Genomic DNA, 13,112 nt, shown 5'->3' with positions numbered 1-13,112 from the left:
AGCCTGAATATTTTGCGAAGCGGAATGGAGTTACAATCAAAATTAACCCCGCGACTTGCGGTGGTTCCCTGCACGAAGCGCAACGTTAGCTGCAAACAACTGGAACCCTCTGACCGGACCTGCCAAGTTGGTATTGGTTGGATATTTGGAGGACGGCATGTGTGGGCACCCACACCAGTCCGGCGTACTCAATGAGCGTTGACGGCATTCTCAATTTCATTCAATCGTTGTTAGAAAAGCTGGGCATGCAGCATTATGAGCACGCTATTTCGCTTTGGCTGTTTTTTGCTGCCTGCGGAGTTGCGGAGCTGTGCATCAGCTTTTCAATCTGTACACCGCTCGAACGGTACCGGCCGCTCACGAGTTGGTCCAAACGCAACTGCATCGCGGCGGACGTGATCTATGCGTTCTTTGTCCGCATCGTGCTTTATCCGCTCATCGCGTTCTTTGAATACGATTGGCTGCACCGGCAGCTCAATGGATTTCTGCAGGCCCACGCGATCACCCCGCCGTCCCTTTCGCGACTGTTGCCTTTTCTCGTGTCGTGGCCCGCTATCGTCTTCATCGCGAACTTCACTCTTCTCGATCTAGCCGACTATTGGCGTCATCGTCTCTCTCACAGGTATGGGTGGTGGTATGGCATTCACTCCCTTCATCATGCCGAAGACCAGATGACCTTCTGGTCCGATGACCGCTCGCACATATTGGAAGACGCGATCACTTATGTGTGGCTGATCTTAGTGGGCCTGACTATCGGGGTGCCGTCGCTTCAGTTTCCCTTCCTCATTCTTTGCTTCCGGCTTCTCGGCAGCATCTCCCACGCAAACACCCGGGTTGGCTACGGATGGCTTGGGGGACACATCTTTGTCTCCCCGCAATTTCATCGCACGCACCACGCGCTGCGTGCCGCTGGGAGGCGCAGCTGCAACTTCGGAACTACCTTGTCCTTGTGGGACATTTCTTTTGGGACTGCCAGATTTCGCGACAACACCGTCGAGACTGGCGATGCCGGAGCCGAACCTGCTCTAGTCAGCGGCTCATGGGGAGAACAGCAGCTTGCAGGCTTTCGCCGCATGATCCGCTTAGCCAGGCGAGGAAAGAAGACGCCGTCCATGAGGGCTGCATGATCTGCGCTTTTTCACGAGAATGGACAGGCCGTGTTCTTGATCAAGGCAGGCTGGGAGTCCAAGTCGAAAATAGCTGGAAGCTGGAGGCGTATGAACAATACAAAGCCAGGCTTCGCAACCCCGAGTATCCCTGTTTCTTCGGCCAGAGTGCCGAGGCCCGCGGAGAGATGATTTACACGTTCGTCGCGCAGGATGGCCTAAATCAGTTTGTGACCAACATGCGGCAATTTGTCAGCCTCATTGGCGCTCCTCCTCATGAACGCTCGAGCCTGGCCGCGTTCTTCGAGCCCGATCCATCGATGACTGACCACCATGCCTTCGTGGCGCGCTTCTGGCAGACACTGCAGTTCCTTCACGAGCACGATCAAGCTCCGGCCATAGACAGGACGCCCGACGAGCCGCTCTGGGAGTTCGCGTTTGAGGGTTGCGAGATGTTTGTGGTGGGAGCATCCCCCACCTACCGGCGCCGGCGTAGCAGAAATCTCGGTCCAGGCGCGGTGCTTATCTTCCAGCCGAGAGTCCTGTTCATTGACCCGGCAACATCGCAACCAATCGCCGCCTCGGTCCGGCAGCGCATACACAAGCGCATGTTGGCTTATGACGAAATGGCGGTACATCCTGACATTGGGTTTTACGGGAACCTCACGAATCGTGAATGGAAGCAGTATGCGCTTCCTGACGACAATGAAGCGGAGACCGGTACGTGCCCGTTCCACACGCGTAGCGCATCTCCGACACATCACACACTTTCAGCATGATGTAACCGGCTGCCCTCGATTTTCACTATCAGGCGTACATCACGGTTGATGAAGATGGCTTTCGGCCAACTCCATTCCTTTTTCGCTTCTTGGAATCATGTCTTCGTCCTCAAGCTCGGGCCGGATGGTTCGCGCTAACTCCCCCGCGCGTTGATAGTGGTCGAATGCCTCGCCCCATTGCTGCTTCAAGATGAGCGTGTCAGCCAGGTTGAGTTGCGTGATGGCGGAGTCCGGTGCGAGCTTGACGGCCTCCTGCGCGGTAGCGAGAGCCGCGTCCGCCTGGCCGGCTTTGAGGAGGTCGCCTGTCTTTCGCACGTCCACCAGGGCTGCCATTAATGGCACGGCAAACCGTCCGTGATAGACATAGACTCCATCCTGAATTACCGCTGCCGGCTTCAATCCGACAAATGGATTGAACCAGTTTAACGGTCCGTCTCCCGACTCGACGCCCTCCAGATCACTGTCGCTGATCAGAATCGTCCCGTCGATCACCGGGGGAACGTCCATTGGCAATCTGAACCACCAGAGCGAACTTCCGGTCGGCAGTCGCTTGCAATTGACGCCGTAGTCGGAAGGCTCAACCGCTCCGTCCGGGAAATAGGCAAACCAACAGTCCTGAATGTGATTTTGATCCAGGTACTGTTTCACCGCCTTCAGCTGCTGCCCCCAATCGACGTTCGCATCGCTGAGGTAGCGATGAACCTGCGAGGGTCCACCCCACGCCTCATTCCCGTAGGCCATGTACGCGGGAGCGGAGCGGGCCGAAGTAAGAACCTGCCACAGCAGCAGCGCCGCTGCGACCGCAGCCCAGCCCCGGCTACGAACGATCGCGTGCGCGATCGTGACGCCCGCGAGAGCATAGAGAAACGGGAAGATCGGCATCAGGTGCCGTGCGCCAATATCCATATGCGACGTGGTCACCAGCGCGAAATAAAACACGACGGGAATCAGCAGAAAGCACAGCTCGCGCGCATGCCGATCCTGACGCCGAAGCCAGAAGAACGGAAACAACGCCAGTGAAAACAACAACGGGAGCGTGGATTTGATGAGAAACGCAACGGGAAAGTACTGCCATGGTCCATGACGGTACATTCTTCCGAAGAAGTAGCTGGTGTACTCCCACTCTGTCTTCTTGGTATTGGCCAGTCCCCAGATATATCCCTCGGGCAGCAGGTGAAACTTAGAAACCGCCGATAGCTCCGCAGCATTGGTCTTATTCGGCATAGAGGCAACATAGGGCCCGAGACTCGGCGAAAGCTCTTTGCCACCCGGAGCCGGTGCGTAGCGAAACCCGTAGAATGCCCAGGTCACCACCCAAGCGCAGAGCAGAATCGCCGCGCACGCCATCAGGCGCTTTCCCAGCACCGTCCAGCTTCGTGCGAGCAGCGCTTCGACTCCGGCGAGGAGCACGAGCATCGGGAAGACGAAGATCCCTGTAAATTTTGCGGTCATCGCGAGTCCCGTCGCCAGACCAACAACAAGAAGACGCGGAAGTTTCGGAACCTGGGAATAGCGGTAGAAGGCGTATACAGATCCGAAGATGAAGCAGGCACTGCCAACATCAGTCGACACCAAGGCGCCATGCGCGAGCACGAGCGGGTCAAAGGTGAACAGTGACAGAGCGGCCAGTGCGGCGATACCGCCGAACATTTCTTGGGTTGCCATGTAAAGCAGCACGGCCAGCAGCAGTGCAAACAACATGCATGCCATACGCGCTGGAAAGAGAACGCGGTCTCCGCCATTTCCGAAGACAAACAACCGGCCGTCTAGGAAGGCTTCAAGCCCTTGAGACTTTCCTAGGTCAGGCGGAACCTGAAGATGCATTCGCAGCAGCGGGAGTGCAGCCGTAAGCTTCACCAGCGGCGGCACTTCGGCATTCAACCGGTAATCATGCTTCGTCCAGATGTTGTAGCCGTCGTACAGGTGATGCGCCTCGTCCCAGTTCGCCGAGTACACCCGCGCCACGTGCACAAGTTGCAGTGTGAAGACGAGAAGGAGCACCGTCACCGCGAGGGTCCGATAATGGCGGTTGAATGGAAGTGAGGGCAATCTCAAGGACCGGCTCTCCTGTCGATCACGGGTTCAAATTCAAAATAGAGTTGAATATAAATCCCGTCGCGATGATGACTGCCCAATCAATCTTCCATATCCGGCCGATTGAGACCGTTGCTGCGCCTTTTGGAAGGAACGAAGACCGATTCTCGATTCGAAAATGAGCGAAATGCCCGCGGCCGTTTAGGCAGCGCACATACTTGTGATCTCAGTAGGGTTGATTCACCAGGAGCATTCGGCGAAGACCGGCTGATCGATCGCGTCAGCTTCCGTAGCAGTGATTCCGTCCGTGAGGCGGTTCGAAAAGAAATCCTCAACCGCATCGAGAACCGCAGGGCCTGACTTGCATTCGTAGATAGCCTTGCGAAGCGCGCCTCCACCGGGCACTCCATGAGTGAACCAGGAGGCGAACTGCTTCATCTTGCCGGGGGCGTAGTTGCGGCCCTCGTAGCCGGTGCCTTGACCTTCGCCATCGTCGCCCGCTTCGGAGGCGGTTTCGAGCAGCATCCGAAAATAGGCACGAATGATGCGATAACGGTCCAGCTCCGTCGGCTGATCGTAGCGCCCGAGGGCGGTGTATTGCGCGATCTGGCGAAAGATCCACGGATTCGACGGAGCAGCGCGGCCGATCATCACCGCGTCGCAACCGGTTTGGGCGACCATGGCTACGGCGTCTTCGGGGGTGCGGATGTCTCCGTTGCCGATGACCGGAATGGAGACAGCGTCTTTCACGGCGGCGATGTGCTCCCAGCGTGCCTGGCCGGAGTAGCCCTGTTCCCGGGTGCGGGCGTGAAGCGCGACCGCATTGAGCCCGGATTCCTCCGCCAGACGGGCAAGCTCAACGCAGATGATTTGCTCATCGCTCCACCCGAGACGAAACTTGACGGTGAAGGGAATCGTGACGGCAGCCCGGATCGACTCGAAGATCTTCCCAATCAGCGGCAGGTCGCGGAGCAGCCCGCTGCCTCCGTTGCAGGCGACGACCCGCTTGGCCGGGCAGCCGAGATTCAAGTCCACGATATCGAAGCCGGTGTCCTCGACGATCCGTGCGGCGTCGGCAAGCGTGGCTGGGTTCGAGCCGAAGAGTTGTGCGGCAATCGGGTGTTCGTCTTCGTAGAAGGTGAGATAGCGTTTGCGTTTTGATTCGCGCATTCGGGCTAGACCATCCGCCGAGGTGAACTCGGTCATGATCAATCCGCAGCCCGACTGCTGGTTGGTAATCTCGGCGTCAACGCTGGTTGCGTCCGAAACCGAAGACAAGTCCAGTTTGGCCTCACCGACTTGGGGAGCGGGCGTTGTAAACAGGCTGGCATTGCGGATGAAGCGGCGAAAGACGGTGTCGGTAACTCCAGCCATGGGCGCGAGAACGGTCGCCGGAGCGATCGCGACACCACCGATGTCGAAGGAGGCGGGGACGCGCGCGTGCTCTGGCATTAAGTGCTCGAGCGGGTTGTCCCAGTCCTTCTTCATCGAAACTTTTCGTCTGGACATCAGATCCTATTCGTGTCGAAAACGGGTCGGAGCACTCTGCAACGAAAAAGCCCCCGCCGCAGCGGAGGCTTCTCCCTGTCCCGCGATCCGGTTACTTGGCGGCAACCGCTTTGCCAGCATCCGATGCGGCGTATTTGCGGCGGAAGCGTTCTACGCGACCGGCAGTGTCGACCAGCTTCTGCTTGCCGGTGAAAAACGGATGGCATTGCGAGCAGATTTCGACGTGAATGTCGCCCTTATGGGTCGAACGGGTAGCGAAGTTCGAGCCGCAGGCGCACATGACGCGAATTTCGTTATAGCTTGGGTGAATCCCCTCTTTTGGCATGACAAAGACCTTTCTGGACGGAACCTTTAGTTTAGTCGCGATTTCCACCTTTTGCAACGGCTGCTTCGCTGGCATTCGATTCCGACATGGGTTACGGTGACAATAGATTGGATGACGGAAACTTGTACAAGATGCGACGGGATGGGGATGCGGGTGGTGGTGCGTCCAAACGGCCAGCGATTCGCGGAGGCGTGCGAATGCCGGCAGACACGTAAGCTGAGCTACGCCTTCGGCCGTTCCAGGATCCCGCCCAAGTACGAGGAGGCGACCCTCGAGTCGTACGACATCAAGGGTCCCGCGACCGATGCATCGCTGCAAATGGCGCAGATCGTCGCCAAGCGCTTCGCCGATGACTATCCCGCGATGATGACTCCGGGCAGGGGGCTCATGTTCTCTGGCTCGTCCGGACTGGGCAAAACCCATTTGGCAGTGGGCATCCTGAAGGTGTTGGTTCTGGAAAAAGGCTGCAACGGGCTTTTCTGCTATTACCAGCAGTTGTTGAAAGACATTCAGAACTCCTGGAACCCGCTGACGTCTACGACCGAGCTGCAGGTGCTGGAGCCGGTCTTCAACGCGGAAGTCCTGGTGCTTGACGATTTAGGTTCGGTGAAGCCGACCGACTGGGTGTGGGATACGGTCGCCATGGTGCTCAACACCCGCTATAACCAGAAACGGGTCACCATTGTGACTACCAACTTCGAGAATCTTCCGTCCGGAGGCGCCGGCGGCGGGCTGACGCTAGGCGACAGGATCGGAGACCGCATGCGTTCGCGTTTGCTCGAGATGTGCAGGGAGGTGAAGATGCAAGGCGCGGACTATCGGGAGACACTAGGGCGCGAGGAGAACAACGCTTCGAAATTCGGCAAAATGACGAAGCGGAATTAGCCTTTTGGCTTCTCCGTCACCGATAAACCATAACGGACAAAACCAACAAAAGCGCGGCAACCACGGTCGCAGCTTGGTAGGTGTAGTCGGACAGCTCAAGTTTGACTGTCATCCTGGCGCACTTGCTTGATTCGGTAGATGTATTCATCGCGTGCTCCATCCATATAGGGTCCAGCTGCGACGAGAGTATTTGCTCGTCCGCTGCATAAAGAACACCGGGCAGTAGTGGCGTCTTCCCGGAAAAGTCACTTTTCTATGCTCGATGTGGCCTTTTGGTTTCCAATCATTCTTCTTGGCCCGGAAGCCGGACTCTTCATCGGTGAAAATCTCTGATCTTGCTGATCATCACCATGGTGATTCCTGGGAAGACATCGTTTCAGGGTTCAGACGTCGCTTTAGGGTTCCATGGCTCCGCGCTACATCTCTGTTCACAGCGCGTCGAAGATCTTCCACTAGAATCGTCTTGTAGGAACGAGCAAAGATTATGGATGAGCACAACGCCCGCGGGGACCAGGAGCTGAAATTCACTCAGTCGGACACCGAAAAGACATCGTGGCTACCGTGGGCAATAGCCGGGGCAGTCGTTCTGATCGGTCTTGGCTGTATCGTTGTTTTTGGTCGACGCACCCCTGCTCCAATTGGCGCGGGGCCGGGTCTGGCGCCGGCCGATCCCTACGCCGTCAATCTGCCGATCAGCGATGTTCACATGAGTGAGGCGAGTAACTTTGCCGGGGGCAAGGTGACTTATCTGGATGGCAAGATTACGAACCAGGGGGCCAACGTCCTCACCGGGATCACGGTTCAGGTGGCTTTTCGCAACGAACTCAAGGAAGTCGCACAGAAAGAGACATTGCCACTGAACCTGATCCGAACCCGGGAACCATACGTGGATACTCAGCCCGTGAGCGCTTCTCCGTTAAAGCCCGGCGAGCAGCGTGAGTTTCGATTGATCTTCGACAGTGTGCCTGCAGACTGGAATCAGCAGTATCCGGAAGTCCGGGTGGTGCAGGTCGGAACCGGTTAATTAAGTAGTTATATCGGTTGTCGAATTCCGGTTACCTGAGCCGCAGGCGATCGGGCCAGTCAGAGTAGAAAGTGCTCGTTGTCCGGGAAAAAAAGGATGGTTGTCGAAGCAGATTTGACTCCCTTTCTTTTTTTCCCAATCGACAACCCGCTAAAAAGCAGCGGTTTACAGAAAGATCAGCACCTAAAGGAGTTTGGCGAGGTAAATGCTATATATCAAATCAAGAGGATGTACCCTGTTGGTAGTTAAGCAAACAACCTGGCTGCTCAGCACGGCACTGGCAGTGCCACTTCTAGCGTCAGAGACGACTTTGTCGAGTGTCGCCCAAACTGCTCCCGCTCCGAGCGCTGCTGACGCGTCGCAAACGTCGGCTATATCACAGGCGCAGCCGAATACGGCTTCACAGCCTAGTCCGACAGATTCGAAGACGTACGCGACTGGACAGCCTTTATCAGTTCAGTCGAATGAGGGCTTCTGGGGACATTTGAACCCTTTCGCCCGCAAAAAATGGGTAAATCGGCAAGTGAATCCGGTGAAAGACCGGCTCAATGAGCTCGACCAGTTAAGCGCGAAGAACGGCAACGATATCAAGGATGTAGATCAGCGGGCACAAGCGGGAATTCATCAGGCTCAAAGCACTGCCGATCAGGCTAGCCAGCAGGCTGCCAGTGCGAACTCGACGGCTTCACAAGCCCAGCAACTCGCGCAGCAATCGGGAACGAGGACCCAGCAGCTTGGGTCAACGGTCGCAAATCTTGATCAGTACCAGACCGTCAGCGACACTGAAATTCATTTTCGTCCCGGGCAGCTTGCATTGAATAGCAAAGCAAAAGATGCGCTGGATGGGATCGCCTCGCAGCTCCAGGGGCAAAAAGGTTATTTGATTGAGGTTCAAGGATATAGCCGTGCGAAGGGGCAGGCGGGTATACAGAGTTCGGAGAAGTTGGCCAACGCTGTCGTTCGGTATCTCGTAGAAGATCATCAAGTTCCGGTCTATCGCGTTCACGTTCTCGGAATGGGGAATGCGGCACTGCAAAGTTCTGACAATTCAACGACCACGGGCAATGCAACCACCGGCAGTGTGGTTCATGTAACGCTGGTTCAAAACAGTTTAGCGGCCTTGAACTCGTCCGGTTCGTCCGGCAGTTCACCGATCGGCGCCACGCAGCAGCCCGCAAACGGGCAATCTCCTCGGAGTGCTCCGTCGTCCCCTTCGGCACCACAACAACAATAAACAAGGCCGCCATCAAGCTCTCACACAACGAGAGAACCAAGGCAGATTGGCCCCTCACCCGAGGGGCCCTTTTTTTGCTACCTACGCTCTAGAGCCTGCTATCAAGGTCAGACCCCCGCAGCGTCATGGATTTCGAGGAGCGTCTCCAGGAGCGGACGAAGATCGCGGAGATTCAGAGCATTGGCGCCGTCGGATTTCGCTGCGGCGGGGTTGTCGTGGACCTCCAAAAATAATCCATCAATGCCCGCCGCGACCGCCGCACGCGCCAGCAAGGGGATGAATTCAGGTTGGCCGCCCGACACTCCGTTGGCGGAAGAAGGCGTTTGCACCGAATGGGTCCCGTCGAAGACCACCGGCGCTAAAGTCCGCATAATGGCTAGCGATCGCATATCGACGACCAGATTGTTGTAGCCGAAGCTGGTTCCGCGTTCCGTTAAGAAGACCCGCGGATTGCCCGTGGAGGTCACTTTCTGGACGGTGTGCTCCATGTCCCATGGCGCGACGAACTGCCCTTTTTTGACATTGACAGCGCGCCCGGTGCGGCCAGCCGCAACCAGAAGATCGGTCTGACGGCAGAGGAAGGCGGGAATCTGGAGAACATCCACGGCCTCGGCGGCTATTTCACAGTGGGCTGGTTCGTGGACGTCGGTGAGAACCGGCAATCCTGTAGCCTCGGCAAGACGACGAAGGATGCGAGTGCCTTCGATCAATCCGGGCCCGCGAAAGCTGTGAACGGAGGTGCGATTGGCCTTGTCGTAGGAGGCCTTGAAGATGTAAGGAACGTTGAGGTCGGAGGTGATGCGCTGGATGGCGTCAGCCATCAGCCGGACGTGGGCCTCACTCTCGATGACGCAAGGTCCGGCAATGAGGAACAGCCTGGATTTCCCGCCAACGCGCCCCACTGGAACTGTCGCAATTTCGAAGTCTTGGATCACTCAACTATCAGATCACAAGAACCGCCGGGCGACTAACGCGGCCGCTGATTCGCGCGACCAAAGCGTTTTGTGACGAGAGTACGTGTGCTTTTCGTCACATCATCGAAACCCCGCGAGGAGTATATTTCGTCCGTCACAGTTTCGTCCTGTGCGGAGGTCTTGCAATGAAAGTTCTCGTGGTTTTAGCTCCGATCCTGCTGTTCGGATCGATGGCGCTTGGTGACGATAAGCCTGCTCCTTTCCAGGTACCCGCCGATCTGGTCGGTAAGACCAATCCGGTCAAACCCACTCCGGAGGGTCTCGCCCATGCGAAAAAAATGTGGGGTTACGACTGCGCTATCTGTCATGGGCCGGGGGGCGAGGGCAAGGGGGATCTGACCTCGTCAATGAAGACCCCCATCAAGAACTTCACCGACCCTGCCGCACTCCAGGCCATGTCTGATGGAGAGTTGTACTACATCATCAAGGCCGGGAAAGGTGAGATGCCACCGGAAGGGGACCGCGCGAAGCCGGACGATCTTTGGAACATGGTGGCGCTCGTACGTTCTTACGCCAAGAAGTAGCCATGTGTGAAGCCGAACTCCCCTCGCCGGCATCTCTGTCTGGAGATCAAGGAGGATGGACGATGCCGTTTGTGAGGATTTCGTTGAAGGAGGGCCGTTCCGCAGAGGATCGGGAAGCGATTGCGGACTGCGTCCATACGGCGTTAGTAGAAGCGATCGGAATTCCGGTAGATGATCGTTTCCAAGTGGTCACGGAGTATGGCTCCGGTGGCGTAGGAAGTCAGCTGTTCTACAACGCGAATTACCTCGGAGTGCAACGGACGGATGGTATCGTCTTCGTTCAGATCTTCTTGCGCAAGGGCCGCTCTGTCGAAGCAAAGAAGGCCTTGTACCTGAGAGTTGTCGATCTGCTCTCTGAGCGGGTCAAGATTCGTCCAGAAGATGTCTTGATCACCCTCAGTGAAAACGACGCTGCGGACTGGTCGTTCGGGAACGGAATCGCCCAGTACGCTTAATAATCCGTGTGAAAGCATGTCACGGCTTGCCGGCAGTTCCCGTAGCCCAAAGGAGCTAACCCGGTCAGGACTACTTGGCTTTCTCGAGGATAGCTGCCGCCCGGTTCAAAGCGTTGGTCAAGACATCCATCTGCTGCTCGGCGCGTTGCGCTTGCTTGGCGTCGATTGCTTCATTGACGCCAGGAATCACGATAGCCGCATAGCCGGTGAACTCGCCAGGGGCGTAGATGGTGTGTTTATACCAGGGACGCCCCGGCAAGCCTTCCGTCGAGAGCAACGCATGTTCAGCGTCGATCAGGGTCTGGTTGAGCGCGGAGATGTCCTGCATATTGGACTTCTCTTTCTTCTGCAGATTCGATGCCGCCGTCGCGAAGCTCTGGGCTGCGGCGAGAGCCTGGTCAAACCTAAGCTCATTGAGTCCTGCATCTTCGGCTTTCTTCCTGGCCGTTTGTAGATAGGCCTCGATCTCACTGGCGTAGGTGGAGTAGTCATACGGCAACACTCCGGCATCGGCCATCTTGATGATCTCGATCCCGAAGAAGCGCGCTTGCTGCTGCAGCAGGGTGAAATCCGGGTCGGCGTTCCTGGTGTACCAAGCGAAGTTATCAAAGACGGAGTGATAGACGCCGTAAGCGCCCGAGGAGCCTATGTCCGTGGACGGTACGCCGAGATGCTGGAAGAAAGGGGTGAAGTCAGAGCCGCTGCCGAGATCACCAACGTCGACATCGTCGGTGATGTGAGCATTCATGTGCTTTTCTCCAAAGCCATTATTGACGTGGGCTTGGGACGTCGCTGCCTGGTCGGCCTTCCACTGGTCATAGACCGTGGCTTCTTTGGCGCTCGGAACTTCTTTGGCAACGTCGCGCAGGAATTGTTTGAGTGTCGGCACCGCAGACGCCGAGAACTCCGGGCCGGACACAGCGACATCCGTATTCAAATAGGCGACTGCGTGCTCGAGCTGGCTGGCGTGGCCCTCCGCCCATTCCGTTGAGCCGATCAGGCCCTCTTCTTCCGCATCCCAGCTGCCAAAGACGATTTTCCGCTTTGGCTTCCAGCCGGACTTGAGCAGTTCGCCAATTCCGTGGACGGCCTCGAGCATGGCGGCGGTGCCGCTTCCAGGATCCACCGCCCCGAAGACCCAGGCGTCGCGGTGATTGCCGGCTACTACCCACTCGTCGGGATAGGTGCTGCCATCGACGGTGCCGATGACGTCCCATATGGTGCGATAGGCGTAGTCCTGTTTGAGCACGAGATGGACTTTTACTCCGCCAGGGCCGGTGTGGTACAGGATCGGCAATCCGCCTTGCCAATCCTTGGGGACAGGTGAACCGCCGAGGGCTTTAAGGATCGGCTCGGCATCCTGCCACGAGATGGGTGTCGCGGGAATTGTAGGCTCCGCGCTGGCCTGTTCGGGCGGTGTTCGCTTCGCGTCGGGAAGGTCGAGATCGGAAGCAATGCCAGGGGTGGTCGCATCCCCGGGGTATTTAAAGATGTACCCTACCGATCCGCGTTGGACACCTGAAGCAGGCCGGTAAGGGCCGTTTGGATAGACGTTCCCTCGGCTAAAGCCGTCATCGGCGGGATCGCTATAGATGATAACTCCCGCAGCACCACCGAGCTGGGCGAGATAGACTTTCACCCCACGATAGTTATGGCCGTAGCGAACCAGAACCAGCTTTCCCTTAATGCTGACGTGCAGTTCCTTGAGTTTCTTGAAATCTTCCGGCGTCCCATAGTTGGCATAGACTACCTCGGCAGTCAGGTCGCACGAAGGCGAAGAGCTGTTGAAGGCGGTAACGATGCGGGGATCGTTCTGATAAGGATCACTCGACACATGCTCGGGTGCAGGGCCATTCATGAGGACCTTGCCATTGGGAGCAGTAGCAATAATCTTCACTTCTTTTGGTAGGTTGAGCCAGATCTTGTAAGGAACAATGCTGGTCTGGAGGCCGGCCGCTTTGAACTTCGCCTCAACGTACTGGGCGGTCGCGTAATCCTCTTTCGAGCCAGCGACATGGGGGGCGGCGGAGAGCGTCTTAAGCTCCTCGCCGGCAAGTTTCGCGCTGGGGGCGGCAAGAAACTGCTGTTCAATCTTGCGGTCGTTTTCGTGCTCCGGCGCCGTTCCCGACTGGGCAATTGCAGCAGTTCCTGGCAATAAGCCGAGGAGGGTTGAGGCGAGGCAACATGAGGCGAAGTGGCGCAAAGACACGATGACTCCAAAGACTGCGGGATGAAGCCATAGACTACACGAAATGACTTTGCC

The 13,112-nt window shown here is 57.1% G+C and carries 13 protein-coding genes; 7 read left to right on the top strand and 6 right to left on the bottom strand.

Annotated features, from left to right (window positions below; all coding sequences use genetic code 11):
- The first annotated feature begins 161 nt into the window (after window positions 1-161).
- Window positions 162-1,127 (top strand): sterol desaturase family protein, encoded by a 966-nt coding sequence (locus ACPOL_RS30445; protein WP_236657129.1) that lies wholly within the window; start codon window positions 162-164, stop codon window positions 1,125-1,127.
- On the top strand, window positions 1,124-1,885 hold the full coding sequence (locus ACPOL_RS30440) for a YqcI/YcgG family protein (protein WP_114210498.1): 762 nt from the start codon (window positions 1,124-1,126) through the stop codon (window positions 1,883-1,885). Before ACPOL_RS30445 ends, ACPOL_RS30440 begins: the two co-directional genes overlap by 4 nt.
- Before the next feature lie 39 nt (window positions 1,886-1,924).
- On the opposite strand, the gene ACPOL_RS30435 is transcribed toward ACPOL_RS30440, so the two are convergent.
- From ACPOL_RS30435 to rpmE, 3 genes are all read right to left on the bottom strand, one after another.
- Window positions 1,925-3,940 (bottom strand): ArnT family glycosyltransferase, encoded by a 2,016-nt coding sequence (locus ACPOL_RS30435; protein ID WP_114210497.1) that lies wholly within the window; start codon window positions 3,938-3,940, stop codon window positions 1,925-1,927.
- Between the two features lie 219 nt (window positions 3,941-4,159).
- Window positions 4,160-5,407, bottom strand: coding sequence for a tRNA dihydrouridine synthase (locus ACPOL_RS30430; protein WP_114210496.1), 1,248 nt, complete (start codon window positions 5,405-5,407; stop codon window positions 4,160-4,162).
- A gap of 112 nt (window positions 5,408-5,519) precedes the next feature.
- On the bottom strand, window positions 5,520-5,753 hold the full coding sequence (gene rpmE / locus ACPOL_RS30425; protein WP_114211154.1) for a 50S ribosomal protein L31: 234 nt from the start codon (window positions 5,751-5,753) through the stop codon (window positions 5,520-5,522).
- A gap of 147 nt (window positions 5,754-5,900) precedes the next feature.
- On the opposite strand from rpmE, the gene ACPOL_RS30420 reads away from it, so the two are divergent.
- Window positions 5,901-6,638, top strand: coding sequence for an ATP-binding protein (locus ACPOL_RS30420; protein ID WP_236657585.1), 738 nt, complete (start codon window positions 5,901-5,903; stop codon window positions 6,636-6,638).
- 16 nt (window positions 6,639-6,654) lie between these two features.
- Here the strand turns inward: ACPOL_RS30420 and ACPOL_RS35630 are convergent, their stop codons facing one another.
- Complete coding sequence (locus ACPOL_RS35630) at window positions 6,655-6,786, bottom strand: hypothetical protein (RefSeq protein ID WP_275066504.1); 132 nt, start codon at window positions 6,784-6,786, stop codon at window positions 6,655-6,657.
- Between the two features lie 336 nt (window positions 6,787-7,122).
- Here ACPOL_RS35630 and ACPOL_RS30415 point away from each other — a divergent pair, with 336 nt between their 5' ends.
- Together ACPOL_RS30415 and ACPOL_RS30410 are read left to right on the top strand one after the other, a co-directional pair.
- A complete protein-coding gene (locus tag ACPOL_RS30415; protein ID WP_114210495.1) occupies window positions 7,123-7,662 on the top strand; it encodes a DUF2393 family protein in 540 nt (179 codons plus the stop codon).
- 238 nt (window positions 7,663-7,900) lie between these two features.
- On the top strand, window positions 7,901-8,896 hold the full coding sequence (locus tag ACPOL_RS30410; protein ID WP_161557663.1) for an OmpA family protein: 996 nt from the start codon (window positions 7,901-7,903) through the stop codon (window positions 8,894-8,896).
- Window positions 8,897-9,003: 107 nt separating this feature from the next.
- Here the strand turns inward: ACPOL_RS30410 and kdsA are convergent, their stop codons facing one another.
- Window positions 9,004-9,831, bottom strand: coding sequence for a 3-deoxy-8-phosphooctulonate synthase (gene kdsA, locus ACPOL_RS30405; protein WP_338026729.1), 828 nt, complete (start codon window positions 9,829-9,831; stop codon window positions 9,004-9,006).
- 164 nt (window positions 9,832-9,995) lie between these two features.
- On the opposite strand from kdsA, the gene ACPOL_RS30400 reads away from it, so the two are divergent.
- Together ACPOL_RS30400 and ACPOL_RS30395 are read left to right on the top strand one after the other, a co-directional pair.
- The gene (locus ACPOL_RS30400; protein WP_114210493.1) at window positions 9,996-10,394 is read left to right on the top strand and encodes a c-type cytochrome; all 399 of its coding nucleotides are present in this window, start codon (window positions 9,996-9,998) and stop codon (window positions 10,392-10,394) included.
- Between the two features lie 62 nt (window positions 10,395-10,456).
- A complete protein-coding gene (locus ACPOL_RS30395; protein WP_114211151.1) occupies window positions 10,457-10,849 on the top strand; it encodes a tautomerase family protein in 393 nt (130 codons plus the stop codon).
- Window positions 10,850-10,919: 70 nt separating this feature from the next.
- Here the strand turns inward: ACPOL_RS30395 and ACPOL_RS30390 are convergent, their stop codons facing one another.
- Window positions 10,920-13,058 (bottom strand): M28 family metallopeptidase, encoded by a 2,139-nt coding sequence (locus ACPOL_RS30390; RefSeq protein WP_236657128.1) that lies wholly within the window; start codon window positions 13,056-13,058, stop codon window positions 10,920-10,922.
- Between the last annotated feature and the right edge of the window lie 54 nt (window positions 13,059-13,112).

It is taken from the genome of Acidisarcina polymorpha, from assembly GCF_003330725.1.
GTDB lineage: Bacteria > Acidobacteriota > Terriglobia > Terriglobales > Acidobacteriaceae > Acidisarcina > Acidisarcina polymorpha.
The sequence above is the reverse complement of the archived record's forward strand: the minus strand, read 5'-3'. Positions and strand labels throughout refer to the sequence as shown.